This is a genomic window from Streptomyces sp. NPDC048111, assembly GCF_043202815.1.
GTDB lineage: Bacteria > Actinomycetota > Actinomycetes > Streptomycetales > Streptomycetaceae > Streptomyces.
The window spans coordinates 18,674-44,330 of record NZ_JBIDBD010000012.1; the positions used below are offsets into that span (position 1 = coordinate 18,674).

Sequence of the window (25,657 nt, forward strand, 5' to 3'; positions counted from 1 at the left end):
AACTAACGCTCCTGCTGGTGAGTGGGGTCCACGTGGAAGCTGCCGGTGGAGCCGTTGTTGGCCTGCCGGCCCTGCTGGATGCCCCGGCGGAGATTGGTCAGCCGGCCGCGCACGTCGTCCGGCGCCCGGGAAACCTGGGGTCCTGCCTGGTGGTTCTGCTGCTGTGCGGTGCCCGGCACCAGGTTGGCGCGCGGGACCCGCTTGGGAAGTCCGGACGTGGTCACGCCGCCGGCGGCGGGCTTGCGGGCCCGCTCGGCCTGGCGGACCAGGTCGTCGTTGGGCGAACTGCGCCAGGTGCCCGTGGTGTTGGAGCCGGCCGAGCCGTTCGCACCACCGTCACGGACGGGCAGGCGCTCGGGGGCCGGCGGGCGCGGGGCGCCGTTCTGGCCCTGCGGAGCCTGCTGCTGCGGAGCCTGGGGCGCCTGCTGCCGGCCTCCCTGCTGGCCCTGCTGGTGGAACCAGTTGGTCTCCAGCGTGTCGTACAGCGGGGTGCGGCCGTCCCCGTTGCCGGCCGGCGGCAGGGCCTCGGGCTGTGACTGCGCGGGCAGGCTCGCGGCCGGCCTGCGGGGGGCGCCGAAGTCGTCGCCCTCCGGACGCCGGGCACCGGGACCGAAGTCCTGGCCCTGCTGCTGGTACTGCTGCGGCGGCACCGGCTGCGGGGCGGCGGGGCGCGGCGCGTTGAAGTCCGGACGCTCGAACTGGCCGGTCAGGGCCGGGTTCTGCCGGTCGTCGGCCGCGGGACGCCCGTACTGACCGGCGCCGCCCGCGTCCTGACCGGGCCGTGCGTACGAGCCGGTGGCGGACGGGTCCTGGTCGGGCCGCGCGTACTGGCCGGTGGCGGAGGACTGCTCGCCGTACCCGCCGCCGTAGACGTCCTGGCGCTCGAACTGCCCGGTCGCCGAGGGGTCCTGAGCGGCCGGCGCGCCGAACACGTCGGGGCGTACGAACTGGCCCGTGCCCGAGCCGTTGTCCTGCTGGGAACCCGGCGGGGGGCCGTCGAAGTCCGGGCGGGCGAACTCGGCCGTGGCGGCCGGGCCCTGGCGCTCGTCGAGCGGGGGACGCGGGTACTGGCCGGTGTGCTGCTCCGGCTCCTCGTGGCCGCGCGGCGCGTCGAGGGCCGAGGAGGGGTCGGTGCCCCAGCTCGTGGCCTGCTGCCGGTTCTGGTTCTGGTTCTGCTGCGGGGCGAGCGGGTTGCCGCCGGGCAGTTCGGCGCGCGGGGCGCCGGGCGGCGGGGTCATCGGGCGGTCGCCGCGGCGGGGCGCGGACGGCCCGGCCGGAGCGCTGCCGAACGCGGACTGCCCGCCCTGCTGCCGGGCCTGCCCCTGCTGCTGGGGCGCGTTCGCGTTGCCCCGGGGCGGGAGCGCGGCGCGCGGACCCTGGCCACCGGCGACCTGGCCGCGCGGGGCGCCCGCGCCGAGCCGGTTGCCGGGAGCGCCGGGACCGCCGGCGAGCGGACCCGCGGCGAGACCGGCGCGCGAGGGCGGACCGCCGGCGAGACCGGGGCGGCCGCCCTGGCCGGCCGGGGCCTGCGGCTGACCGGCACCCGGCTTGCCGGGCACCTTCTTGCCGCCCTGGGCCACATCGACGGGCAGCATGACGAGCGCGGTCGTGCCGCCGGAGTCGGACGGGCGCAGCTGGATGCGGATGCCGTGTCGCAGGGACAGGCGGCCGACCACGAACAGACCCATGCGGCGCGAGACCGAGACGTCCACGGTGGGCGGCGACGCGAGCCGCTCGTTGATCGCGGCGAGGTCCTCGGGGGAGAGGCCGATGCCGGTGTCGTGGATCTCGACCAGGACGCGGCCGTCGGGCAGCGCGTGACCGGTGACGCGGACCTTGGTCTGCGGGGAGGAGAACGAGGTCGCGTTCTCCAGGAGCTCGGCGAGCAGGTGCACGAGGTCGTTGACCACGCGTCCCGCGACCTCGGTCGCGGGCACGGCGGCCAGCTCGATGCGCTCGTACTGCTCCACCTCGGAGGCGGCGGCGCGCAGCACGTCGACCAGCGGGACCGGGCGCGTCCAGCGCCGGCCCGGCTCCTCACCGGCGAGGACGAGGAGGTTTTCGCCGTTACGGCGCATACGGGTCGCGAGGTGGTCGAGCTTGAACAGCGACGACAACTGGTCCGGGTCGGCCTCGCGGGACTCCAGCTCGGAGATGAGCGAGAGCTGGCGCTGGATCAGACCCTGGGAGCGGCGCGAGAGGTTGGTGAACATCGCGTTGACGTTGCCCCGCAGCAGGGCCTGCTCGGCGGCGAGGCGGACGGCCTCGCGGTGCACGTCGTCGAAGGCCGCGGCCACCTTGCCGATCTCGTCGCGCGAGTGCACGCCGACCGATTCCACGGAGGTGTCGACGTCCTGCGGGTCCGACTCCGAGAGCTGCTTGACGAGCTCGGGCAGACGGTCCTGGGCGACCCGGGTGGCGGTGTCCTGGAGCCGGCGCAGCGAGCGGATCATGGAGCGGGCCACCACGAACGCGCCGACGAGCGAGACGCCGAGCACGATGAGGATCAGCGCACCGTTGAGGATCGCGTCGCGCTGCGAGGAGTCGCGCAGCTCGCGGGCCTTCTGCTCCATCTCACCGAGCAGGGTCTGCTCGATGGTCTTCATCTGGTTGATCTTGTTGGAGTCCTGGTCGTACCAGTCGAGGTACGAGCGGCGCTGCTCCTGGTTGATGCCGCCGGTGTTCTTGAGCACGCGCTGCGAGTACGCGTTGGCGGCGGTGATCTCCGAGTTGCCCTTGTCCAGCGGGGCCATCAGCTCGGTGGAGTTGCCGCCGTTGGCCTCGTAGACGTTCTGGAACGAGGCGAGCGACTGGCGCTCGCCGTCCTGGGCGGCCTTGGCGTAGAGGCGGTCGGGCTCGGTGAGGTCGCCCGCCTTGTCCTTGGTGGCGGGCAGCGCGGCGGCGATGATCGCGCGCTGGACCGAGGCGTACTCCTTGGCCGAGGAGAAGGCCGCGAGCGCACGGGTCCGCTTGATCATCTCCGGGTTGGAGGTGGCCTGGGCCATGTCCTGGGAGAGGCTGAGCAGACCGCGGATGAGGCGGCTGTAGGACTCGACCGTCTGGGAGTTGGTCGAACCCTCCTTGTACGCGGTCCTGCGGATGCTCTCCAGGTCCTGGAGCTGGATCGCGATGTTGGTGACGTTGCGCCGGATCGACTCGAGCGCGTCGTCGTCCTCCGTGCCGCTGACGTCCTGGGTCGCGTTGATGAACGACTTCTTGACCAGGTCCGTGGCCGAACGGTCGGTCTGGACGCGGGCGTCGGAGGTCTGCGTGGAGAGCGGGCCCGCCGAGTCGTCGCGCTCGGTCTGGAGCGCGGCGGCGAGCTCGGTCGCCTGCTTGGTCATGTCGGTGAGCAGCTGCATGTGCTCCAGCTGCTGCATGTCGTTCATCGACTGCTGGATGCGCAGCCCGCCCAGGGTGGTCGCGGCGACCACGGGCAGGGCCAGCAGGGCCACGAGGCGGGTGGAGATGCGCCAGTTGCGCAGGGCTATTCGCGAGCCCGTGTCGACGAGACCCGTGGGTTTGCGGTCGGCACCGGTCGCCTCACCACCGCCGGACGGGCCCGTGGGCCCACCGGTGCGCGCCGTCTGGCCGCTCGCCTCACCGGCCGGCGAGGAGGATGGGTTCTCGGGGCCCCGGGGGTTCTGGGCGTGCTGGGGCGAGGAACTGGCCGTCTTGGGGCCAGTCCCGCCCTGCGGCTCCTGCTCCGCCGCAGCGCTGCCATCCCTCTTGAAACGTCCCTGCACTAGCGTCGCAACCTCTGGACCAGGCGTCCTCCCCGCTCGGAAGCGGATGGGACGGTGTCGGCGTCATGGGGGCACTGCGCGCCCCCTGGGTGGTCTGAGTGACCGGCGCTTGTTCTGCTCCCCCTCCCGCCGCTCACCCGGCGCTGCGTTGCGCCCCTGCGCGCCGGTCCAGTGACCCGCGGCGGTGCGTGGAATTCCAGCACAGTGCCGGATCTCCAACAAGGCCCGCGTACCGGGCCGTGACCTGAGTGACACATTGTGAGGATTGCGTCACGAGACGTAGAAAGTGATCACGGAGGAAACGGACTTATGCTTACGAGTCGCTTACGGGTGGGGGGTGTCCCAGTCGCGATGATCAGGAGCGGAATAGCGGGTTCAGTACCGGAATGTCCGTTCCTTGACGCCCCGTTGGCGGACCCTTATATCCCTTTTGTGGCTTCATTCGTGAGCAAACTCACATGTTGATCGTCGTCTCTACGTCCCTTTGCCGGGAATTCGAATGTTTAGCCTGACGCTTTACAGGGATGGCCGATCCGACAACCGGCGCCGCCGAGCGCCCGTACCGACAGGGTTCGTAGCAGAGATGAAGACGACGATGATCATCCGCAACATAGCCAACCCGCGCCGCACCACCCTGGCGCACCTCGCGGACGCCGAGGAACTGCAGCGGACGGCTCAGCCGGAGCACACCGTCGACCTGCCGGCCCAGACGGCCAACCCGCGCCGCACCATCCTCATGAAGGCCCCGGCCCAGGCCGGCGCCGCCGAGACCGCCGCCGCCGTCTGATCCGGGGCGCCCGCGGCCGATCGCACGGCCGGTGCCGCCGCCCGCGCTAGCCTGGAGCGTCCGACTCCGGCCGGTTCCAGCTCCGGTCATCCCCAGCAAAGCGAAGTGAGGGGCGACAGCACTCGTGCGCATCGCCAGGTTCTCCATCGACGGCAATGTCGCCTTCGGAGCCGTCGAGGGCGAAGGCCCCGACGGCCTCGTCCTCGACATCATCAAGGGCATCCCGTACGCGGACTTCGAGCTCTCCGGCACCAAGGTGCCGCTGAACAAGGTCCGCCTCCTGCCGCCCGTGCTCCCCAACAAGGTCGTGGCCATCGGCCGCAACTACGCGGAGCACGCGAAGGAACTCGGCAACGCCATCGTCGACGACCAGGGCCGCCCCGAGCCGCCGGTCGCCTTCTTCAAGCCGACCACCTCGGTGATCGGCTCCGGCGACAGCATCGAGTACCCCTCCTTCTCCAACGAGCTGCACCACGAGGCCGAGCTCGCCGTCGTCATCGGCCGCATGTGCCGCGAGGTCCCGCGCGAGCGCGTCAAGGACGTCATCTTCGGCTACACCTGCGCCAACGACGTCACCGCGCGCGACGTCCAGAAGCGCGAGAAGCAGTGGGCCCGCGCCAAGGGCTTCGACACCTCGTGCCCGCTCGGCCCCTGGGTCGAGACGGACCTGGACCCGAGCGACCTCGCCATCCAGGCCACCGTCAACGGAGAGCAGCGCCAGCTCGGCCGCACGGCCGACATGATCCGCTCCATCGAGGACCTGGTCGTCCACCTCACCGAGGCCATGACGCTGCTCCCCGGCGACGTCATCCTCACCGGCACCCCGGCCGGGGTCGGCCCCCTCAACGTCGGCGACGAAGTCGCCGTCACCATCGAAGGCATCGGCACTCTCACCAACAGGGTGATCAAGCGTGGCTAACCCCCTGGACGCGGACGTCCGCGTTCGTTTCTGTCCCTCCCCGACCGGCAACCCGCACGTGGGCCTGGTCCGCACCGCCCTGTTCAACTGGGCGTTCGCCCGGCACCACGGCGGCACGTTCGTCTTCCGCATCGAGGACACCGACGCGGCGCGCGACAGCGAGGACTCCTACAACCAGCTCCTGGACTCCCTGCGCTGGCTGGGCTTCGACTGGGACGAGGGCCCGGAGGTCGGCGGCCCGCACGAGCCGTACCGCCAGTCGCAGCGGATGGACATCTACCGGGACGTCGCCGAGAAGCTGCTCGCCGCCGGCAAGGCCTACCCCTGCTACTGCACGACCGAGGAGCTGGACGCCCGCCGCGAGGCCGCCCGCGCCGCCGGCAAGCCGTCCGGGTACGACGGCCACTGCCGCGAGCTGAGCGCCGAGCAGAAGCAGGCGTACGAGGCCGAGGGCCGCAGCCACGTCGTGCGCTTCCGGATGCCCGACGAGGCGACCACCTTCACCGACCTGGTCCGCGGCGAGATCACCGTCCAGGCGGAGAACGTCACCGACTACGGCATCGTCCGCGCGAACGGGGCGCCGCTCTACACGCTGGTCAACCCGGTCGACGACGCGCTGATGGAGATCACCCACGTGCTGCGCGGCGAGGACCTGCTGTCCTCCACCCCGCGCCAGATCGCGCTCTACCAGGCGCTGATCGAGCTGGGCGTGGCCAAGCGGATCCCCGTCTTCGGCCACCTGCCGTACGTCATGGGCGAGGGCAACAAGAAGCTCTCCAAGCGCGACCCGCAGGCGTCCCTCAACGTCTACCGCGAGCGCGGCTTCCTGCCCGAGGGCCTCCTCAACTACCTCTCCCTGCTCGGCTGGTCGTTCTCGGCCGACCAGGACGTCTTCTCGATCCAGGACATGGTCGCGAAGTTCGACATCGCGGACGTCAACGCCAACCCGGCCCGCTTCGACCTGAAGAAGGCCGAGTCCATCAACGCGGACCACATCCGCATGCTGGACGAGCAGGCCTTCGCGGCGGCCTGCGAGCCGTGGCTGCGCGCCCCGCACGCCAACTGGGCCCCGGAGGACTTCGACGAGAAGGCCTGGCAGGCGATCGCCCCGCACGCCCAGACCCGGGTGACGGTCCTCTCCGACATCACCGCCAACGTGGACTTCCTCTTCCTCGACCGGCCGGTCGAGGACGAGGCGTCCTGGGCGAAGGCGATGAAGGAGGGCTCGGACGCCCTGCTCCGCACGGCCCGCGAGAAGCTGGAAGCGGCCGACTGGACGTCGCCCGAGTCCCTCAAGAACGCGGTCCTCGCGGCGGGCGAGGAGCACGGCTTGAAGCTCGGCAAGGCCCAGGCTCCCGTCCGCGTCGCCGTCACCGGCCGCACGGTCGGCCTCCCGCTCTTCGAGTCCCTGGAGATCCTGGGCAAGGAGAAGACCCTGGCGAGGATCGACGCGGCCCTGGCCAGGCTGACGGCCTAGCCGGCACGCGGACGGTTGAGGGGCGGCGCCCGGCCCGGGCGCCGCCCCTTCGGCATGCCGCTCCCGGCTCGCCCGCGCCCGGCAACACCGCGCGCGGGCGGGGCAGTTGGCGGGCGGTGGCGGGCGACGGCGTTGTCGGTGGGGGGAGTTATGTTTTCAGGAGTGCCGGTCCCGCCGTGCACCGCCGCCACGCCACCCCAGGAGTCCCCATGCCCATGCCCGCCCCCGACTTCTCCTGGCACTTCACCCCGGGGAACACGTTCACCGAGGAGTCGGGCACCGTCGGCACGATGGACGTGGTGACCGGTGGGGAGCTGTGGCTGCACACCGGGCGCGTCATCGCCTGCGACCCGTTCGTCTCGCTCGGAGCGGGGGAGGCCGAGCCGTTCACGGCGCAGGTGGAGCCGGGGCGCTACCGGGTGGACGCGGCCGTGGCGACGCTGGTGCGCGAGGGCGAGCCGGAGGCGGACTTCCCGCACCTGCGGGTGGCCGCCGCACGGCTCGTCATCAAGGACGCCCCCACCGTCGCGTGGGAGCTCGCCCTCCAGCCGGGCCAGGAGCTGGCCGAGCTGGATGACGAGGAGTTCTTCGGGTACGGCGTCGACGCCGGCACCGGCTGCTTCTACGACGCCGGGTCCGACGCCTCCTTCCCCGACTGCGAGGGCGACGAGGGCCCGCTGTGGGACGCCTTCGACACCGTCCCGCCCACCCCGGGCCCGCACACCGTGACCGACCCCGCGACCGGCCACAACCTGATCGCCTTCACCTCGGGGTGGGGCGACGGCGCGTACCCGACCTGGATAGGCCGCGACGCCTCGGGCGCCATCACCTGCTTCGTCACCGACTTCTTCGTCGTCCCCGCCGAGGCACTCGTCCCCTGACGCCCCCGGGCCCCCGGCGCGCACCGGCCGAAACCCGTCCGCACCGCGGACGCCGGGCCTAAGCTCGGACCATGGCCATCCGCGCCGTCCTGTGGGACATCGACGACACGATCTTCGACTACACCACGGCCTCGCGCTCCGGGATGCGCACGCACCTGGGCCTCGAAGGTCTGCCCGTGGCGTACGCGACGGTGGAGGGCGCCCTGGACCGCTGGAGCGAGGTGACCGCCCACCACTGGGCGCGGTTCGCGGCCGGCGAGACCGACTGGGCGGGCCAGCGCCGGGACCGGGTGCGCTCCTTCGTGGACGAGGGCATGAGCGACGAGGCGGCCGACGCGTGGTTCGAGCGGCACGTGGCGCACTACGAGGCCGCCTGGAGCCTGTTCCCCGACACCCTGCCCGTCCTCGACCTGCTGGCCGCCGACTACCGGCACGCGGTCCTCTCCAACTCCTCCCTGCTCAACCAGGACCGCAAGCTGCGGACCCTCGGTGTGCGGGACCGCTTCGAGGCGCTGCTGTGCGCGGCCGAACTCGGCGTCGCCAAACCGGAGGCCGCCGCCTTCCACGCCGCCTGCGAGGCCCTCGGACTGCCGCCCGAGGAGATCGTCTACGTGGGCGACCAGCCGGACATCGACGCACGCGGGGCGGTCGAAGCGGGGCTCAAGGGCGTGTGGCTGGACCGCTCGGGGACCGGCGGGCGCCCCGAACTCGTACGCATCACGGGACTCGACCAGCTCCCCGGCCTGCTGCGCCTCGATACCCGTTTTGGAGCGCCGGTCACCTTCGGGTAATGTTCTTCCTGCGCCGAGGGGAACGGGAAGAAAAACCCCGAACCGACAGCGCAAGCCAAGCAAAACTCCTTACGGGAGTTGCGTTTTGGTGGGCTATGGTGTAATTGGCAGCACGACGGTTTCTGGTTCCGTTAGTCTAGGTTCGAGTCCTGGTAGCCCAGCTCGCAGAGCTTCATCTGCAAAGGCCCCCGTTGTGTAGCGGCCTAGCACGCCGCCCTCTCAAGGCGGTAGCGCCGGTTCGAATCCGGTCGGGGGTACAGATCCTTCCCGCGGGATCACCAGGGTCGCACCCGGTGGACTCGATGCAGGATCGCTAGGGCCCCCGTTGTGTAGCGGCCTAGCACGCCGCCCTCTCAAGGCGGTAGCGCCGGTTCGAATCCGGTCGGGGGTACTGGTCTAAACCACCATGGGCTATGGTGTAATTGGCAACACTACGGTTTCTGGTACCGTCATTCTAGGTTCGAGTCCTGGTAGCCCAGCGGATCATCACACGATCCAGGATCTTCTTCGAAGGTCCGAACATGCAGGCAGGCCCCCGTTGTGTAGCGGCCTAGCACGCCGCCCTCTCAAGGCGGTAGCGCCGGTTCGAATCCGGTCGGGGGTACGCACAGAGAATGGGCCCTTCGCATCATGCGGAGGGCCTTTTCGTTTGCCCGGCTTCCGCTCCGCACCTCCGTCAAGTAGCTTCCCGCCGCGCCCAGTTGGGCATCGACCCCGGCCCCGGACACACCTCCGGCCCACCGCTGCGGCGTTGAAGCGGTGGGCCGGAAAGTGGCAGGAGGGGAACGTCAGCCGTTGCGGCGCAGGGCTTCGGAGAGGCGGCCGGCGGCGTCGATGACCGCCTGGGCGTGCATCCGCCCGGGGTGCCGGGTCAGGCGCTCGATGGGGCCGGAGACCGATACGGCCGCCACGACCCGGTTCGAGGGCCCGCGCACCGGCGCCGAGACCGAGGCCACGCCCGGCTCGCGCTCGCCGATCGACTGGGCCCAGCCCCTGCGCCGCACCCCGGAGAGGGCCGTCGCGGTGAAGCGGGCGCCCTGAAGGCCCCGGTGCAGGCGCTCCGGCTCCTCCCAGGCCATCAGGATCTGCGCGGAGGACCCGGCCTTCATGGTCAGCGTGGAGCCGACCGGCACGGTGTCGCGCAGACCCGAGAGGCGCTCGGCGGCGGCCACGCAGATCCGCATGTCGCCCTGCCGGCGGTAGAGCTGGGCGCTCTCGCCGGTGACGTCCCGCAGATGCGTCAGGACCGGGCCGGCCGTGGCCAGCAGGCGGTCCTCGCCGGCCGCCGCGGAGAGCTCGGACAGGCGCGGGCCGAGGATGAACCGGCCCTGCATGTCACGCGCCACCATCCGGTGGTGTTCCAGTGCCACGGCCAGTCGGTGTGCCGTGGGTCGTGCGAGCCCAGTGGCCGCGACCAGACCTGCGAGGGTGGCCGGACCGGACTCCAGAGCGCTCAGGACAAGGGCTGCCTTGTCCAGAACGCCTACGCCGCTAGAGTTGTCCATGCAACGATATTCGCGTCTCACTCTGTGAAACGCAAGTTCAATTTTCTCCGGAAGTCGTCAAGCTGTACTGGCGATCCGTACAACGGAGCGCGGCCCGCCCGGGGCGTGCGGTACGGGCACGGGCAACGGAGCTCTAGTAGTGCCGGCGACGACGCCGGCCGGAGGGAAGGCGATGGGTAGGACACTCGCGGAGAAGGTCTGGGACGACCATGTCGTCAGGCGAGCCGAGGGCGAGCCGGACCTGCTCTTCATCGATCTTCACCTGCTGCACGAGGTGACCAGCCCGCAGGCCTTCGACGGACTGCGCAAGAACGGTCGCCAGGTGCGGCGCCTCGACCTCACCATCGCCACCGAGGACCACAACACCCCCACGATCGACATCGACAAGCCGATCGCGGACCCGGTCTCCCGGGTCCAGCTGGAGACGCTGCGCAAGAACTGTGCCGAGTTCGGGGTGCGCCTGCACCCGCTGGGCGACGTCGAGCAGGGCGTTGTCCACGTGGTGGGACCGCAGCTGGGACTGACCCAGCCCGGCACCACCGTGGTCTGCGGCGACTCGCACACCTCCACCCACGGCGCCTTCGGCGCGCTGGCGTTCGGCATCGGCACCAGCCAGGTCGAGCACGTGCTCGCCACCCAGACGCTGCCGCTGGCCCCCTTCAAGACCATGGCCATCACCGTCGAGGGCGAACTGCCCGACGGCGTCACCGCCAAGGACCTGATCCTCGCCATCATCGCCAGGATCGGCACCGGCGGCGGCCAGGGCTACGTCCTGGAGTACCGCGGCTCCGCCATCGAGAAGCTCTCGATGGAGGCCCGCATGACCATCTGCAACATGTCGATCGAGGCCGGCGCCCGCGCGGGCATGATCGCGCCCGACCGGACCACCTTCGACTACCTGGAGGGGCGCGTCCACGCCCCGCAGGGCGAGGACTGGGACGCGGCGGTCGCGTACTGGAAGACCCTGAAGACGGACGAGGACGCGGTCTTCGACGCCGAGGTCGTCATCAAGGCCGACGAGCTCTCGCCGTTCGTCACCTGGGGCACCAACCCCGGCCAGGGCGCGCCCCTGTCGGCGAACGTCCCCGACCCGGCTTCGTACGAGGACGCTTCGGAGCGCCTGGCCGCCGAAAAGGCCCTGGAATACATGGGGTTGACCGCCGGACAGGCCCTGCGCGACATCGACGTGGACACCGTCTTCGTAGGTTCCTGCACCAACGGCCGCATCGAGGACCTGCGCAACGCGGCGGCCGTCATCGAGGGCCGCAAAGTCGCCGACGGCGTACGGATGCTGGTGGTTCCGGGCTCGGTCCGGGTCGCCCTGCAGGCCATGGACGAGGGTCTGGACAAGGTGTTCACCGCCGCTGGAGCCGAATGGCGGCACGCGGGCTGCTCGATGTGCCTGGGCATGAACCCGGACCAGTTGGCCCCGGGCGAGCGCTCCGCCTCCACCTCCAACCGCAACTTCGAGGGCAGGCAGGGCAAGGGCGGCCGTACCCACCTGGTGTCGCCGCAGGTCGCCGCCGCCACCGCGGTGCTGGGCCATCTGGCCTCGCCCGCCGACCTGTCCGACGCCCGTACCCCCGTGGAGGCCTGAACCATGGAAGCGTTCACCGCACACACCGGCCGGGCCGTGCCGCTGCGCCGCTCCAACGTCGACACCGACCAGATCATCCCGGCCCACTGGCTGAAGAAGGTCACCCGCGACGGCTTCGAGGACGGGCTCTTCGAGGCCTGGCGCAAGGACCCCGAGTTCGTCCTGAACAGGCCCGAGCGCAAGGGCGCCACGGTCCTGGTCGCGGGCCCCGACTTCGGCACCGGATCCTCCCGCGAACACGCGGTGTGGGCCCTGCAGAACTACGGCTTCAAGGCCGTCATCTCGTCCCGCTTCGCCGACATCTTCCGCGGCAACTCGCTGAAGAACGGGCTGCTCACGGTCGTGCTCGACCAGCCGACCGTGGACGAACTGTGGGCCCTGATCGAGCGCGATCCCCAGGCCGAGATCACGGTTGACCTGCAGGATCGCCAAGTCCGCGCGGAGGGCGTCACCGCCGACTTCGCACTCGACGAGAACGCCCGCTGGCGACTGCTCAACGGCTTGGACGACATCTCGATCACGCTCCAGAACGAGCCTGCCATCGCCGCCTACGAGTCCCGTCGACCCGCCTTCAAGCCGAGCACGATCCAGGCCTGAACCGCGTATTGACCCCCCTTCGGCTGCATCTCGCCCCCTGTTTTCCGGATTGATTTCCGGGCAGGGGGCGCGTCGCGTTTTGGGCTCCGGGGGTGACGTCAACTAGCCTTGTGCGCAGGGCAGATGGCTGGATAGTCGCTTGCGCGACCGGGAGGTCGTACGAGCGGTCGGCAGACGCCGGATTCGCTCAGTTGCCCCCGCCGGAGGTGACAACTCGCCTCAGATGGCACAATCGACGCATGGAACGCGACAGCCAACTCGAGCTCTACGGGATGGTGGCGGACCAACTCAAAGAAGCGCACACAAGGGTGCGCGAACTGCAAGTCCCGGAGGGCGTACGGATGGCGCTGTCCCGGAAGCTGCTGGTCATAACAGCGGCTGCCAAACACGATCTCGCTGATGCGGCAAGGCGTCTGGACCGGCTGATGAAGGACCTCGACGAGGGCCGATTCCCCGAAGGCGACTGAGCCGTAAGGAACTCGGCGCGAGCCGACTTCGTTGCGGCACTAGGGTGATTAGCCCGTTTCGTGTTTGATTTGCGGTATATATCTGCCTAACGTGCGAAAAGGCCTGGACGCTTTCGCTCAGGCAATGTCTCCGAAGGGGAAGACGTGAACAAGGCGCAGCTCGTAGAAGCGATTGCCGACAAGGTCGGCGGCCGTCAGCAGGCCGCGGACGCGGTGGACGCGGTGCTGGACGCGGTCGTCCGCGCCGTCGTCGCCGGCGACCGCGTCTCGGTCACCGGTTTCGGCTCGTTCGAGAAGGTCGACCGCCCGGCCCGTTACGCCCGCAACCCGCAGACGGGTGAGCGCGTCCGGGTCAAGAAGACCTCCGTTCCGCGCTTCCGTGCGGGCCAGGGCTTCAAGGACCTCGTCGCGGGCTCGAAGAAGCTCCCGAAGAACGACGTCGCCGTCAAGAAGGCCCCCAAGGGCAGCCTCTCGGGCGGTACTTCCACCCGCACGACCGTCAAGAAGGCCGCGGCCAAGAAGGCCACCACCGCCAAGAAGGCCGTCGCCAAGAAGACCGCCGCGGTGAAGAAGACCGCCGCCGCGAAGACCACGGCGGCGAAGAAGACCACCGCGAAGAAGGCGACCGCCAACAAGACGGCCGCCACCGCCAAGAAGGCCGCGCCGGCGAAGAAGACGACGACCGCCAAGAAGGCCACCGCGAAGAAGACCGCGCCGGCCAAGAAGGCCGTCGCGAAGAAGGCGCCCGCGAAGAAGACCACGGCGCGCAAGACCACCGCCAAGAAGACGACCGCTCGCAAGAAGTAGTCGCGGCGGCAAGGCTCAAGCGCCGGGCCGGGCTCCCCTCGGGGAGACCCGGCCCGCGGCCGTTTTCCGGCCAAGTCGCCCCGCGCCACGGGATCAGAACGCCCGCGCCCCGGGCTCAGAACGTCTGGAGCGTCACCAGCGTGATGCGCGGCGCGTCCCGCGGCCCCTCGGTCTCGATGCGGACCCGCTGGCCGGGCCGCAGCAGCCGCAGACCGCCCGCGTCGAAGGCCTCGGCCCCGAAGTCCACCGGGGTGCCGTCGTCGAGCAGCACACTGCCGCTGCGGGTCTCGAAGTCGTATGTGTACGCGGTCGCCTGCATACCGGCAGCCTAATGCCCCTGTACGGGCTCCAGGACGCCGCGCAGCGCGGCGGTGGCGGGCCCCACGCCGAGGCGGAGCGCGGCCCGCAGGTCCGGGCCCGTGTCCACGTCCCGGCGCACCGAGTCCACCCCGTCGAGCAGGATTTCTGCGGCCCCGGACGCACCATGGGCCGCCCGTGAGGGGCCGCCGAAACGCGGGTTCAGATCCCGCCCGGGAAGGGCCGAGAGGAACGTCGTGCCGATTCCCGCCGCATCGGCGAGAAAAGCCCGCGGAAATGCCCCGGCGGCCGCCAGCACCCGGGCCAGGTCGGCGGGGCGCAGCGCGGGCAGGTCCGCGTTCAGGGCCGCCACCGGCGGCGGGGGCCCGGACTCGCGCACCCGCCGGGCCCCGTGCGCCAGGGCCGCGTTGAGGCCCGCGCCGGGGGAGTCGGGCACGACCCGCGCCCCCAGCGCGGCCAGTTCGGCCCCGGCCAGCGGATCGCTGGTGACGACCGCCACATCCCGCACCGCGGGGCAGGCGAGCGCGGCGGCCACGGTGTCCAGGGCGAACGCCAGCGCGAGGCGCGGCCGCAGCGCTTCGCCGACGGCGGCGGCGAGCCTGCTCTTGCCCCGCGCCAAGGGCTTCAGCGGAATGACGAGGCACCAGCGGGCGCCCGCGGCGGTATTCGTGGCGTCCCCTCCCTCCGGGCCCGGAACCGACGTCCCCGGACGGCGGCGGGCTTCATTGTCACCTGCCGGGACGGCCGGTGCGCGGACCGGGGCGTACGGTGTTCTCGACAGACCAGGGGCCCGGGGCGAGACTTTCCCCCAGCAGCCACGAAGAGTCGGTCCCCCGGGGTGTGCAGAGGCCTGGCCGGGGTCCACAGAGGAAGGTGTCCGAGTGTCCCGCCGCAGAATCGGCTTCTGGTACCGCCTTGCGGCGGTCATCGCAAAACCGCCGCTGGTCGTTCTGTTCAAGCGGGACTGGCGTGGAATGGACAACATTCCGGCCGACGGCGGATTCATCACCGCCATCAATCACAACTCGTATCTGGACATGTTCTCGTACGGGCATTTCCAATACAACACCGGACGAGTGCCCCGATTCCTGGCCAAGGCGGCGCTTTTCAAGGCTCCGGGCGTCGGCATCCTGCTGCGCGGCACGGGCCAGATTCCCGTCTATCGCGAGTCCACCAACGCGGTCGGTGCCTTCCGGGCCGCCGTGGACGCCGTGGAACGCGGTGAATGCGTCGCCTTCTACCCCGAGGGCACCCTCACCCGTGACCCCGGCCAGTGGCCGATGACCGCCAAGACCGGTGTCGCGCGGGCCGCCCTGCTGACCCGGGCGCCCGTCATCCCGGTGGCCCAGTGGGGCGCGAACCTGGCGATGCCGCCGTACGCCAAGGAGAAGAAGGTCCGCTTCTTCCCGCGCAAGACGCTCCAGGTGAAGGCCGGTCCGCCGGTCGACCTCGACCGGTTCTACGACAAGGAGCCGACGCCCGAGGTGCTGAGGGAGGTCACCGAGGTCATCATGGCCGCGATCACCTCGCTGCTGGAGGAGTTGCGGGGCGAGAAGGCCCCCGAGAAACCGTACGATCTGCGCGAAGTCCGCGCGCGTCAGCGCCGCGAGGCCGCCGGGGAGGGCTCCAAGTGACACACGGCACCACCAGGGCAGCGGTGTTCGGAACCGGTTCGTGGGGCACGGCGTTCGCCATGGTCCTCGCCGACGCGGGCTGCGAGGTGACCCTGTGGGCCCGGCGCCCCGGGCTCGCCGAAGCGGTCAACTCCACCCGCAGCAACCCGGACTACCTGCCCGGCATCGAACTGCCCGCCTCCGTACGGGCCACCACCGACCCCGCCGAGGCGGCGGCCGGCGCCGACTTCACCGTCCTCGCCGTGCCCTCCCAGACGCTGCGCGACAACCTCGCCGCCTGGACGCCCCTGCTGGCCCCCGACACGGTGCTCGTCTCCCTGATGAAGGGCGTCGAACTCGGCACCGCCAAGCGGATGAGCGAGGTCGTCGCCGAGGTCGCCAAGGTCGGCGAGGAACGCGTCGCCGTGGTCACCGGGCCCAACCTCGCCAAGGAGATCGCCCAGCGGATGCCGGCCGCCGCGGTCGTCGCCTGCCGCGACGAGGCCGTCGCCCAGCGCCTCCAGGCCGCCTGCCACACCCCGTACTTCCGCCCGTACACCAACACCGACGTGGTGGGCTGCGAACTGGGCGGCGCCGTCAAGAACGTGATCGGGCTCGCCGTCGGCATCGCCGACGGCATGGGTCTCGGCGACAACGCCAAGGGCTCGCTCATCACCCGCGGCCTCGCGGAGACCACCCGCCTCGGCCTCGCCATGGGCGCCGATCCGCTGACGTTCTCCGGTCTGGCCGGACTCGGCGACCTCGTCGCCACCTGCTCGTCGCCGCTCTCGCGCAACCACACCTTCGGCACCAACCTCGGCCGGGGCATGACGCTGCAGGAGACCATCGCGGTCACCAAGCAGACCGCCGAGGGCGTCAAGTCCTGTGAATCCGTGCTGGATCTGGCCCGCCGGCACGGGGTGGACATGCCCATCACGGAGACCGTCGTCGGCATCGTCCACGAGGGCAAGCCGCCGGTCGTCGCGCTCAAGGAGCTGATGTCGCGCAGCGCCAAGGCCGAGCGGCGCTGAGCGCGCCGGGCGCCCGGGGCCGTGGACCGGGCGCCTCGAACGGGTACTCTCATCGCGATATGAGCAGCGAGAACCTCCCCCAGAGCCCTGAGAAGCAGCTCCGCAAGCCGCGGGTGGCCGTAGTGTTCGGCGGCCGCAGTTCGGAACACGGCATCTCGGTCGTGACCGCCGGCGCCGTGCTGCGCTCCATCGACCGGACGAAGTACGACGTGCTGCCCATCGGCATCACCACGGACGGCCGCTGGGCACTCACCGCCGACGAACCGGAGCGGATGGCGATCACCGACCGGCGCACCCCCAGCGTCGACGAGCTCGCCGAGTCGCCCGAGGGCGGTGTGGCCCTGCCGGTGGACCCCACCAGCCGTGAAGTCATGTACACCGAGCCCGGATCGGTGCCCAAGGCGCTGGGCGAGGTCGACGTCGTCTTCCCCGTGCTGCACGGCCCCTACGGCGAGGACGGCACCCTCCAGGGACTCCTGGAACTCTCCGGCATCCCCTACGTCGGCGCGGGCGTGCTCGCCTCGGCCGTCGGGCAGGACAAGGAGTACATGAAGCGCGTCTTCACCTCCTTCGGACTGCCCGTCGGGCCCTACCTGGTGGTCCGTCCGCGGGAGTGGGAGCAGGACGAGAAGGGCGCCCGCCGGCGCATCGCCGACTTCGCCGCCGAGCACGGCTGGCCGCTGTTCATCAAGCCGTCGCGGGCCGGCTCCTCGTTCGGCATCACCAAGGTGGACTCCTTCGACGGCCTGGACGAGGCCATCGAGGAGGCCCGCCGCCACGACCCCAAGTTCCTCGTGGAGTCGCTGCTGCGCGGCCGGGAGATCGAGTGCGGCGTCCTGGAGTTCGAGGACGGGCCGCGGGCGAGCGTGCCGGCCGAGATCCCGCCGGTGACCGCCCACGACTTCTACGACTTCGAGGCCAAGTACATCGACTCGGCCGCCGGGATCGTGCCCGCGCCGATCGGCGACGAGGCCACCGCCGAGGTGCAGCGCCTGGCCGTCGAGGCGTTCGAGGCGGCCTCCTGCGAGGGCCTGGTCCGCGCGGACTTCTTCCTGCAGGACAACGGCGAGTTCGTCATCAACGAGATCAACACGATGCCGGGCTTCACGCCGATCTCGATGTACCCGCGGATGTGGCAGGAGAGCGGGGTCGCCTACGCGGACCTGGTCGACCGCCTCATCCAGGCGGCGCTGCGCCGGCCCACGGGCCTGCGCTGACGCCGCGGCGCCCGTCCTAGGGCACGTCGAGCGTCTTGGGAATCGCCTTGCCGACAGGGGCGCCGAACGGCTGGAGCACGGAGGCGTCGTGCTCGTACCGCGTCCCTGTCAGCAGCTCGACGTAGGGCTCCCGGTACTGCGTGATGAAGCGCGGCCCCTGCGCGCGGGCCTGCACGGTCCAGGAGACCCGCTCCACTTCGACGCCGGGGTACTTCGGATCCGCCACCTCGTCGGGGCGCGGAATCCCGCAGCGCAGTACGATCTCCGCGTCTCCGTCCCCCCACCGGGCCGTCAACGGCGAGTCCGGGGTGGGGTCGTGCCGCTTCTGCCCGGCCACGGTGTCGGGCAGGAGCCCGTCCAGAGCCGTGCAGGCGGCCGCCTCCTTCGCCGACGGCGAGGGAACCGCCACCTGCGCGGTGGCGTCGGACGAAGAACAGCCCGCGGCCGCCAGGAGGGCGGCCACGGGCAGGATGATGAGCGGCCGGCGAGAGAAGGTCACCGGCCCAGGGTATGCGGGGGCTACAGATGGACGACGGGGCAGGTCAGGGTTCTGGTGATGCCGTCCACCTGCTGGACTTTGGCGACCACCATGCGGCCCAGTTCGTCCACGGTCTCGGCCTGGGCCCGCACGATCACGTCGTACGGCCCGGTGACGTCTTCGGCCTGGATCACCCCCGGGAGCTTTGCGATGGCCTCGGCGACGGTCGACGCCTTGCCCACTTCGGTCTGAATGAGGATGTACGCCTGTACCACGGAACCTCCAGGGCGGCCACGAGGATCATGTGGGGGAGAGAAAGAGACGCCACGGTACCGCGTCGCCCCGCGCGACGGGGAGACCCGCGCGAGCGGCCGGGCACGCCGAGGGGCGGGGCCGGCCATGAAGTTGACGTATGTGTTGACGGTACCCAGGCCCGCGACCGCTCGCGACCGCAAGCGCTCGGGGCCGTACGAGGTACGACGATGAGAGGTGGGACACGGTGAAAGGCACTGTGGGCGAGTTGGGGGAGTTCGGGCTCATCAGGGAGCTGACCTCCCGGCTCACCTCCACCCCCGCGGTCCGGCTGGGGCCGGGCGACGACGCCGCGGTCGTGACCGCACCCGACCGCAGGGTGGTCGCCAGCACGGACATCCTCCTGGAGGGCCGGCACTTCCGGCGCGACTGGTCGACGGCGTACGACGTCGGCCGCAAGGCCGCCGCGCAGAACCTGGCCGACATCGCCGCCATGGGCGCCGTGCCGACCGCCGTGCTGCTCGGCCTCGTGGTGCCCGCCGAGCTGCCGGCCACCTGGCCCACCGAGCTGATGGACGGCATCCGCGACGAGTGCCAGGTGGCGGGCGCGGCCGTGGTCGGCGGCGACCTGGTGCGCGGCGACACCATCACCGTGGCCATCACCGCGCTCGGCGACCTGCGCAACCACGAGCCGGTGACGCGGGCGGGCGCCCAGCCGGGCGACGTCGTCGCGGTGACCGGCTGGCTCGGCTGGTCGGCGGCGGGGTTCGCGGTGCTCTCGCGCGGCTTCCGCTCGCCCCGCGCCTTCGTCGAGGCCCACCGCCGCCCCGAGCCCCCGTACCACGCGGGCCCGGCGGCGGCCGGGCTCGGCGCCACCGCCATGACCGACGTCAGCGACGGCCTGGTCGCCGACCTCGGCCACATCGCCGAGGCCAGCAAGGTCCGCATCGACCTGCGTTCCGGCCTCATCGACATCCCGACGCAGATGAGCGACATCGGACAGGCCGTCGGCGTCGACCCCCTCCAGTGGGTGCTCACCGGCGGCGAGGACCACGCGATCGTGGCGACCTTCCCGCCGGACGTGAAGCTGCCCGCCCGCTGGAAGGTCATCGGAGAGGTGCTCAACCCGTCCGCGCTGCCCACCGTGACCGTGGACGGCGCGCCCTGGACCAGCAAGGGCGGCTGGGACCACTTCGGGGACGAGCCCGCATGATCCCCCGCGTGCTGACCGTCGCCGGATCCGACTCCGGCGGCGGCGCCGGCATCCAGGCCGACCTCAAGACGATGCTGGCCCTCGGCGTCCACGGCATGAGCGTGATCACCGCCGTCACCGCGCAGAACTCGCTCGGTGTGCGCGGGGCCTGGGAGCTTCCGGTGGAGGCGGTCCGGGCGCAGTACCGGGCCGTGGTGGACGACATCGGCGTCCAGGCCGTGAAGACCGGCATGCTGGCGTCGGCGCCGCTCGTCGAAGAGGTGGCGGACCTCCTGGCCGGAACGCGGGCTCCCGTCGTGGTGGACCCGGTGGGCGTCTCCAAGCACGGCGACGCGCTGCTCGCGGCCGAGGCGCTCGACTCCGTACGCACCCGCCTGCTCCCGGCCGCGACCGTCGCGACGCCCAACCTGGACGAGGTGGCCCAGCTCACCGGCGTCCTGGTCGAGGACGAGGACGGGATGCGGCGGGCCGCCGCGGCGGTCCTGGAGTTCGGGCCGCGCTGGGCACTCATCAAGGGCGGGCACTTCCCCGGCGACGCCGTGGACCTGCTGAGCGACGGCACCGAGGAGCACTGGCTGCGGGCGCCGCGCCTGGACAACCGGCACACCCACGGCACCGGCTGCACCCTGGCCTCCGCCATCGCCTCGGGCCTGGCCCGCGGGCTCGGGGTCCCCGAGGCGGTCCGGGCGGCCAAGGAGTACGTCACGGGCGCCATCGCGGCCGGGTTCTCGCTGGGCGCGGGCATCGGCCCGGTCGACCACGGCTGGCGGCTGCGCTGAGCCGGAGCCTCGGGCCGGCCGGCCGTGCCCGGGTACGGCAAAAAGCCGGTCCACCGAGGTGGACCGGCTTTTCAAGGCAACCGCAGGGGCTGCGCTACGACAGACGTCGCAATTAGCGCGAGACCTTGCCGGCCTTGATGCACGAGGTGCAGACGTTGAGCCGCTTCGGCGTCCGACCGACCACGGCACGCACACGCTGGATGTTCGGGTTCCAGCGACGAGACGTACGGCGGTGCGAGTGCGAAATGTTGTTGCCGAAGCCCGGCCCCTTGCCGCAGACGTCGCAGTTGGCAGCCACGGGTCACTCCAAAGACTTCAGATGCATTAAATGCACTTACAGTGAAATCCGGCGCACCGGAATCAGAGATCTGAAGTGGTTCGCCGGGGGAATTGGCCCGACTCTCGCCGGGCAACCGAAGCAGCATACAACGCCTGCTCCCGAGATACGAAACTACCACGGTCCCGGCCGCCCCCGCTCCGGCCCCCGGCCCGCACCGGGTCTACGCTGCGGGTTCAGCCGCATCCCGCCCGCAAGGAGGACCACCAGGTGCCGCAGACCCTCGATGCCGTCGCGGTACGCACCTGGTGCGCGCTGGCGCTCGACGCACTGGGCCGGGACCGCGAGGCGATCGACGCGATCAACGTGTATCCCGTCGCGGACGGGGACACCGGCACCAATCTGTATCTGACGATGGAGTCCGCGGCCCAGGCCGTCGAGGCCGTCTTCGCCGCCTACCCCGAGCCGCCCGTCTACGACGGCGTCCCGCCCACCGCCGACGTCGTACGGGCCATGGCGCACGGCGCGCTCATCGGCGCCCGCGGCAACTCCGGCACGATCCTGGCCCAGCTCCTGCGGGGCATGGCGGACGTCGTCGCCACGGACGGCGGGGACCTGGCCGGGGCCCTCGGCCGGGCCGCCTCCTCCGCCTATCTGGCGGTCGCCCACCCCGTCGAAGGCACCGTCCTGACCGTGGCCACCGCCGCGGCCGAGGCGGCCGCGGCGACGGACGGCACCCCGGGTGCGGTCGCCCAGGCCGCCTACGCGGGCGCCCGCGACGCCCTGGACGCCACCCCGTCCCAGCTCGCCGCGCTCGGGCGCGCGGGCGTCGTGGACGCGGGCGGCCGGGGCCTGGTGACGGTCCTCGGCGCGCTCGTCCAGGCCCTGTCCGGCGAGGCCCCGGTGGTGCGCGGGGACGCCCCGGTGCCCGTGCCGGTGGACGACTGCCCGGCCGAGGCGGCGGCCTTCGGGCCCGCCTTCGAGGTGATCTACCTCCTGGACGCCGACGACGCGGCCGTGGAGCGGCTGCGCGAGCGGCTCGACCGGCTCGGCGACTGCCTGGTGGTGGTCGGCGGCGACGGGCTCTGGAACGTCCACGTGCACGTGGACGACGCGGGCGCCGCCGTGGAGGCCGGGGTCGAGGCGGGCCGCCCGCACCGGATCCGGATCACGCACTTCGAGCAGCGGTCGGCGCCCCCGCCGCCCAAGGAGCAGGTCCAGCGGGCCGTGGTCGCCGTCGTGCCCGGCGAGGGCCTGGCCGGCCTGTGCGCCGAGGCCGGCGCGACGACCGTGCTCGCCCGGCCGGGGGAGGCCCCCGCGAGCGGGGAACTCGTCGAGGCGATCCGGCGCGCGCACGCCCGCGAGGTGGTGCTGCTGCCGAACGACGCCGAGCTGCGCCACACGGCCGCGGCCGCCGTCGAACAGGCCAGGGCCGAGGGCATCCGGGTCGCCCTCATCCCGACCAGGGCCGCGGTCCAGGGCATCGCGGCGCTCGCCGTGCACGCCCCCGAGCGGCGCTTCGACGAGGACGTCGTGGCGATGACCTCGGCGGCCGGCGCGACCCGGCACGCCGAACTGGCCGTCGCCGAACGGCAGTCGTGGACGATGGCCGGCGTCTGCCAGGCCGGGGACGTGCTCGGCCTCATCGACGGCGACGTGGTCGTCATCGGCCAGGAACTCGCGGGCACCGCCCGCACGGTCCTCGACCGGATGCTGGCGGCGGGCGGCGAACTGGTCACGCTGGTCCTGTCCGCCGACGCGCCGCCGGGCCTGGCCGCCCAGCTGGAGGCCCACGTCAGCAAGGCCCATCTCGCGGTCGACACCGTGGTCTACGAGGGCGGACGGCAGGGCGTGCCCCTGCTGATCGGCGTGGAATAGCCGGCTCCGCGCATGCGGGGGAGCGCCCCGCCGGGGGCCGGGCGGCACGGCGCGACCGGTGGTTGTCCACAGCCTTTGGCGGGCTGTCAGTCCCGTGGTGTGCAATGGACCGCGTGCCTGCGCTCGAAGAACCACTGAAGAAGCTGCTCGGCGGACCCACCGCGAAGGTGATGGCCGAGCACCTCGGCCTGCACACGGTCGGCGACCTCCTGCACCACTACCCGCGCCGCTACGAGGAGCGGGGCCAGCTCACCAAGCTCGCCGAGCTGCCCCTGGACGAGGACGTGACCGTCGTCGCCCAGGTCGCCGACGCCCGGGTGCACACCTTCAACGGCGGGCGCGGCCAGCGCCTGGAGATCACCATCACCGACGGCAGCGGCCGGCTCCAGCTGGTCTTCTTCGGCCGCGGCATCCACAAGCCGCACAAGGAACTCCTGCCGGGCAGCCGGGCGATGTTCGCCGGCAAGGTGTCGATGTTCAACCGGCGCATGCAGCTCGCCCACCCCACCTACGCCAAGCTCGGCGCCGACGCCGCCGAGGGCGAGGACGCGGCGGACATCGACTCCTGGGCGGGCGCCCTGATCCCCATCTACCCCGCCTGCAAGGGCCTGGAGTCCTGGAAGATCGCCAAGGCGGTCGACGCGGTGCTGCCCAGCGCCCGCGAGGCCGTCGACCCGCTGCCCGGGGCGCTGCGCGAAGGACGCGGCTTCGTCCCGCTTCCCGAGGCGCTGCTCAAAGTCCACCGGCCGCACACCAGGGCCGACATCGAGGACGCCCGGCAGCGCCTGAAGTGGGACGAGGCCTTCGTCCTCCAGGTCGCCCTCGCCAGACGCCGGCACGCCGACGCCCAACTCCCCGCCGTGGCACGGCGGCCGGCCCCCGGCGGCCTGCTCGACGCCTTCGACGCCAAGCTGCCCTTCACCCTCACCGAGGGCCAGCAGAAGGTCTCCCGGGAGATCTTCGACGACCTGGCGACCGAGCACCCGATGCACCGCCTGCTCCAGGGCGAGGTCGGCTCCGGAAAGACGATGGTCGCGCTGCGCGCCATGCTCGCCGTGGTCGACGCGGGCGGCCAGGCCGCGATGCTCGCGCCCACCGAGGTCCTCGCCCAGCAGCACCACCGCTCCATCACCGAGATGATGGGCGAGCTCGCCGAAGGCGGCATGCTCGGCGGCGCCGACCTCGGCACCAAGGTGGTCCTGCTCACCGGCTCCATGGGCGTGCCCGCCCGGCGCCAGGCCCTGCTCGACCTGGTCACCGGCGAGGCGGGCCTGGTCATCGGCACCCACGCCCTGATCGAGGACAAGGTGCAGTTCCACGACCTGGGCCTGGTCGTCGTCGACGAACAGCACCGCTTCGGCGTCGAGCAGCGCGACGCCCTGCGCGGCAAGGGCAAACAACCCCCGCACCTGCTCGTCATGACGGCCACCCCCATCCCGCGCACGGTGGCCATGACGGTCTTCGGCGACCTGGAGACCTCCGTCCTCGACCAGCTGCCCGCCGGCCGCTCGCCCATCGCCAGCCATGTCGTGCCCGCCCAGGACAAACCGCACTTCCTTGCGCGCGCCTGGGAGCGGGTGCGCGAGGAGGTCGACAAGGGACACCAGGCGTACGTGGTGTGCCCGCGGATCGGGGATGCCGAGGAGGGGGACGAGAAGAAGACCGCCAAGGCCAAAAAGAAGGCCGAGGAGGCCGAGACCGCCGACAAGCGGCCCCCGCTCGCCGTCATCGAGGTGGCCGACCAGCTGGCCAGGGGGCCGCTGGCCGGGCTGCGCACCGAGATCCTGCACGGCAGGATGCAGCCCGACGACAAGGACGACGTGATGCGCCGGTTCGGCGCCGGCGAGGTGGACGTGCTGGTCGCCACCACCGTCATCGAGGTCGGTGTGAACGTGCCGAACGCCACCGCGATGGTGATCATGGACGCCGACCGGTTCGGCGTCTCGCAGCTCCACCAGCTGCGCGGCCGCGTCGGCCGTGGCTCCGCGCCCGGCCTGTGCCTGCTCGTCACCGACATGCCCGAGGCGAGCCCGGCCCGGGCCCGGCTCACCGCCGTGGCCTCCACCCTCGACGGCTTCGAGCTCTCCCGCATCGACCTCGAACAGCGCCGCGAGGGCGATGTGCTCGGCCAGGCCCAGTCCGGAGTGCGCTCCTCGCTGCGGATGCTCACCGTCATCGACGACGAGGAGGTCATCGCCGCGGCCCGCGAGGAGGCCGTCGCAGTGGTCACCGCCGACCCTGGCCTCGACCACCTGCCGGAGCTGCGCACCGCGCTCGACGCCCTGCTCGACAAGGACCGCGAGCAGTACCTCGACAAGGGCTGAGAGACTGGGGGAGCACATCCGACGCGTGAACCGCACGAGCCGCATGAACCTCACGAGCTGCATGAAGACGGACAAGGACTGAGATGACCCGCGTGATCGCCGGCCTGGCCGGCGGACGCCGCCTGGCCGTACCGCCGGGCAACGGCACCCGCCCCACCTCCGACCGGGCGCGGGAGGGCCTCTTCTCCACCTGGGAGGCGCTGCTCGGCACCCTCGACGGCATCCGGATCGCCGACCTGTACGCGGGATCGGGTGCCGTCGGCCTTGAGGCCCTCTCCCGCGGCGCAGCGCACGCCCTGCTCGTCGAGGCCGACGCCCGCGCCGTGCGCACCGTCCGCGACAACGCGGCCACGCTCAAGCTGCCCGGTGCCGAGGTGCGCGCGGGCAAAGCCGAACAGATCGTCACAGGACCGGCGCCGGCCGATCCCTACGACGTGGTCTTCCTCGACCCGCCCTACGCCGTCACCGATGACGATCTTCGCGAGATCCTGCTCACACTCCGCCGTGGGGGCTGGCTCGCGGAGGACTGTCTCGTCACCGTGGAGCGCAGCACCAGAGGCGGGGAATTCGGCTGGCCCGAAGGATTCGAAGCACTGCGGGCCCGTCGTTACGGCGAGGGAACGCTTTGGTACGGTCGCGCCGCCTCCACGTGCGACAACGCACCGCGAGCCACCCCATGACCGGACCGGAGAGCGAGGGACAC

General features: G+C 71.6%; 24 protein-coding genes and 5 tRNA genes. 22 read left to right on the forward strand and 7 right to left on the reverse strand.

What is annotated here, in order from left to right; all coding sequences use genetic code 11:
• Window positions 1-2 precede the first annotated feature (2 nt).
• Window positions 3-3,746 carry a nitrate- and nitrite sensing domain-containing protein gene (locus tag ACGF3I_RS20205; RefSeq protein WP_393133884.1) on the reverse strand — a complete coding sequence of 1,248 codons (3,744 nt, stop codon included), beginning with the start codon at window positions 3,744-3,746 and terminating at the stop codon, window positions 3-5.
• Window positions 3,747-4,329: 583 nt separating this feature from the next.
• Between ACGF3I_RS20205 and ACGF3I_RS20210 the strand changes: the two genes are divergently transcribed.
• The 10 genes from ACGF3I_RS20210 to ACGF3I_RS20255 all read left to right on the forward strand — a co-directional run bounded on the left by ACGF3I_RS20210 (window position 4,330) and on the right by ACGF3I_RS20255 (window position 9,205).
• Window positions 4,330-4,533 (forward strand): hypothetical protein, encoded by a 204-nt coding sequence (locus ACGF3I_RS20210; RefSeq protein ID WP_393133886.1) that lies wholly within the window; start codon window positions 4,330-4,332, stop codon window positions 4,531-4,533.
• A 124-nt stretch (window positions 4,534-4,657) separates the two neighbouring features.
• Entirely contained in the window at window positions 4,658-5,452 is a 795-nt protein-coding gene (locus ACGF3I_RS20215) for a fumarylacetoacetate hydrolase family protein (RefSeq protein ID WP_393133888.1), read from the forward strand.
• Window positions 5,445-6,929: a glutamate--tRNA ligase gene (gltX, locus tag ACGF3I_RS20220; protein ID WP_393133890.1), complete on the forward strand. Its 1,485-nt coding sequence runs from the start codon at window positions 5,445-5,447 to the stop codon at window positions 6,927-6,929. Before ACGF3I_RS20215 ends, gltX begins: the two co-directional genes overlap by 8 nt.
• Window positions 6,930-7,138: 209 nt before the next feature.
• On the forward strand, window positions 7,139-7,810 hold the full coding sequence (locus tag ACGF3I_RS20225; protein WP_393133892.1) for a DUF4241 domain-containing protein: 672 nt from the start codon (window positions 7,139-7,141) through the stop codon (window positions 7,808-7,810).
• 71 nt (window positions 7,811-7,881) lie between these two features.
• Entirely contained in the window at window positions 7,882-8,601 is a 720-nt protein-coding gene (locus ACGF3I_RS20230) for an HAD family hydrolase (RefSeq protein WP_393133894.1), read from the forward strand.
• Window positions 8,602-8,690: 89 nt separating this feature from the next.
• Window positions 8,691-8,762: transfer RNA gene (locus tag ACGF3I_RS20235), tRNA-Gln, on the forward strand.
• A gap of 23 nt (window positions 8,763-8,785) precedes the next feature.
• A tRNA-Glu gene (locus ACGF3I_RS20240) sits at window positions 8,786-8,858 on the forward strand.
• Window positions 8,859-8,919: 61 nt separating this feature from the next.
• Window positions 8,920-8,992, forward strand: a tRNA-Glu gene (locus ACGF3I_RS20245).
• Between the two features lie 16 nt (window positions 8,993-9,008).
• Window positions 9,009-9,080: transfer RNA gene (locus tag ACGF3I_RS20250), tRNA-Gln, on the forward strand.
• 52 nt (window positions 9,081-9,132) lie between these two features.
• Window positions 9,133-9,205: transfer RNA gene (locus ACGF3I_RS20255), tRNA-Glu, on the forward strand.
• Window positions 9,206-9,389: 184 nt separating this feature from the next.
• Here the strand turns inward: ACGF3I_RS20255 and ndgR are convergent.
• Complete coding sequence (gene ndgR / locus ACGF3I_RS20260; protein WP_146482504.1) at window positions 9,390-10,106, reverse strand: IclR family transcriptional regulator NdgR; 717 nt, start codon at window positions 10,104-10,106, stop codon at window positions 9,390-9,392.
• Window positions 10,107-10,278: 172 nt separating this feature from the next.
• On the opposite strand from ndgR, the gene leuC reads away from it, so the two are divergent.
• The 4 genes from leuC (at window position 10,279) to ACGF3I_RS20280 (ending at window position 13,574) form a co-directional block, all read left to right on the forward strand.
• Window positions 10,279-11,703 carry a 3-isopropylmalate dehydratase large subunit gene (gene leuC, locus ACGF3I_RS20265; protein WP_393133896.1) on the forward strand — a complete coding sequence of 475 codons (1,425 nt, stop codon included), beginning with the start codon at window positions 10,279-10,281 and terminating at the stop codon, window positions 11,701-11,703.
• Between the two features lie 3 nt (window positions 11,704-11,706).
• A complete protein-coding gene (gene leuD / locus ACGF3I_RS20270; RefSeq protein ID WP_393133898.1) occupies window positions 11,707-12,300 on the forward strand; it encodes a 3-isopropylmalate dehydratase small subunit in 594 nt (197 codons plus the stop codon).
• Window positions 12,301-12,539: 239 nt separating this feature from the next.
• Window positions 12,540-12,767, forward strand: a complete 228-nt coding sequence (locus tag ACGF3I_RS20275) for a hypothetical protein (protein ID WP_267056617.1) — start codon at window positions 12,540-12,542, stop codon at window positions 12,765-12,767.
• A gap of 144 nt (window positions 12,768-12,911) precedes the next feature.
• Window positions 12,912-13,574 (forward strand): HU family DNA-binding protein, encoded by a 663-nt coding sequence (locus tag ACGF3I_RS20280; protein ID WP_393133901.1) that lies wholly within the window; start codon window positions 12,912-12,914, stop codon window positions 13,572-13,574.
• A gap of 115 nt (window positions 13,575-13,689) precedes the next feature.
• On the opposite strand, the gene ACGF3I_RS20285 is transcribed toward ACGF3I_RS20280, so the two are convergent.
• Entirely contained in the window at window positions 13,690-13,893 is a 204-nt protein-coding gene (locus tag ACGF3I_RS20285; RefSeq protein ID WP_393133903.1) for a hypothetical protein, read from the reverse strand.
• Between the two features lie 9 nt (window positions 13,894-13,902).
• Complete coding sequence (gene cofC / locus ACGF3I_RS20290; RefSeq protein ID WP_393134124.1) at window positions 13,903-14,526, reverse strand: 2-phospho-L-lactate guanylyltransferase; 624 nt, start codon at window positions 14,524-14,526, stop codon at window positions 13,903-13,905.
• Window positions 14,527-14,773: 247 nt separating this feature from the next.
• On the opposite strand from cofC, the gene ACGF3I_RS20295 reads away from it, so the two are divergent.
• From ACGF3I_RS20295 to ACGF3I_RS20305, 3 genes are read left to right on the forward strand one after another with little or no spacing between them, the layout of a single operon-like run.
• A complete protein-coding gene (locus ACGF3I_RS20295; RefSeq protein ID WP_393133905.1) occupies window positions 14,774-15,526 on the forward strand; it encodes a lysophospholipid acyltransferase family protein in 753 nt (250 codons plus the stop codon).
• On the forward strand, window positions 15,523-16,536 hold the full coding sequence (locus ACGF3I_RS20300) for an NAD(P)H-dependent glycerol-3-phosphate dehydrogenase (protein ID WP_393133907.1): 1,014 nt from the start codon (window positions 15,523-15,525) through the stop codon (window positions 16,534-16,536). Before ACGF3I_RS20295 ends, ACGF3I_RS20300 begins: the two co-directional genes overlap by 4 nt.
• Before the next feature lie 59 nt (window positions 16,537-16,595).
• Complete coding sequence (locus ACGF3I_RS20305; RefSeq protein WP_393133909.1) at window positions 16,596-17,753, forward strand: D-alanine--D-alanine ligase family protein; 1,158 nt, start codon at window positions 16,596-16,598, stop codon at window positions 17,751-17,753.
• 16 nt (window positions 17,754-17,769) lie between these two features.
• Here the strand turns inward: ACGF3I_RS20305 and ACGF3I_RS20310 are convergent, their stop codons facing one another.
• Both ACGF3I_RS20310 and ACGF3I_RS20315 read right to left on the reverse strand, forming a co-directional pair.
• Window positions 17,770-18,252 (reverse strand): DUF3515 domain-containing protein, encoded by a 483-nt coding sequence (locus tag ACGF3I_RS20310; RefSeq protein WP_393133910.1) that lies wholly within the window; start codon window positions 18,250-18,252, stop codon window positions 17,770-17,772.
• 20 nt (window positions 18,253-18,272) lie between these two features.
• Window positions 18,273-18,506 carry an Lrp/AsnC family transcriptional regulator gene (locus ACGF3I_RS20315; protein WP_100577926.1) on the reverse strand — a complete coding sequence of 78 codons (234 nt, stop codon included), beginning with the start codon at window positions 18,504-18,506 and terminating at the stop codon, window positions 18,273-18,275.
• A 224-nt stretch (window positions 18,507-18,730) separates the two neighbouring features.
• On the opposite strand from ACGF3I_RS20315, the gene ACGF3I_RS20320 reads away from it, so the two are divergent.
• Complete coding sequence (locus tag ACGF3I_RS20320; protein ID WP_393133911.1) at window positions 18,731-19,696, forward strand: thiamine-phosphate kinase; 966 nt, start codon at window positions 18,731-18,733, stop codon at window positions 19,694-19,696.
• Entirely contained in the window at window positions 19,693-20,475 is a 783-nt protein-coding gene (gene thiD, locus ACGF3I_RS20325; RefSeq protein ID WP_393133913.1) for a bifunctional hydroxymethylpyrimidine kinase/phosphomethylpyrimidine kinase, read from the forward strand. Before ACGF3I_RS20320 ends, thiD begins: the two co-directional genes overlap by 4 nt.
• A gap of 112 nt (window positions 20,476-20,587) precedes the next feature.
• Here thiD and rpmB read toward each other — a convergent pair whose 3' ends face one another.
• Complete coding sequence (gene rpmB / locus ACGF3I_RS20330; protein WP_003957616.1) at window positions 20,588-20,773, reverse strand: 50S ribosomal protein L28; 186 nt, start codon at window positions 20,771-20,773, stop codon at window positions 20,588-20,590.
• 249 nt (window positions 20,774-21,022) lie between these two features.
• Between rpmB and ACGF3I_RS20335 the strand changes: the two genes are divergently transcribed.
• The 3 genes from ACGF3I_RS20335 (at window position 21,023) to rsmD (ending at window position 25,634) form a co-directional block, all read left to right on the forward strand.
• Complete coding sequence (locus tag ACGF3I_RS20335) at window positions 21,023-22,630, forward strand: DAK2 domain-containing protein (protein WP_393133915.1); 1,608 nt, start codon at window positions 21,023-21,025, stop codon at window positions 22,628-22,630.
• 104 nt (window positions 22,631-22,734) lie between these two features.
• Window positions 22,735-24,954 (forward strand): ATP-dependent DNA helicase RecG, encoded by a 2,220-nt coding sequence (gene recG, locus ACGF3I_RS20340; protein ID WP_393133917.1) that lies wholly within the window; start codon window positions 22,735-22,737, stop codon window positions 24,952-24,954.
• A gap of 83 nt (window positions 24,955-25,037) precedes the next feature.
• Window positions 25,038-25,634, forward strand: a complete 597-nt coding sequence (gene rsmD, locus ACGF3I_RS20345) for a 16S rRNA (guanine(966)-N(2))-methyltransferase RsmD (RefSeq protein WP_393133919.1) — start codon at window positions 25,038-25,040, stop codon at window positions 25,632-25,634.
• The last annotated feature ends 23 nt before the right edge of the window (window positions 25,635-25,657 follow it).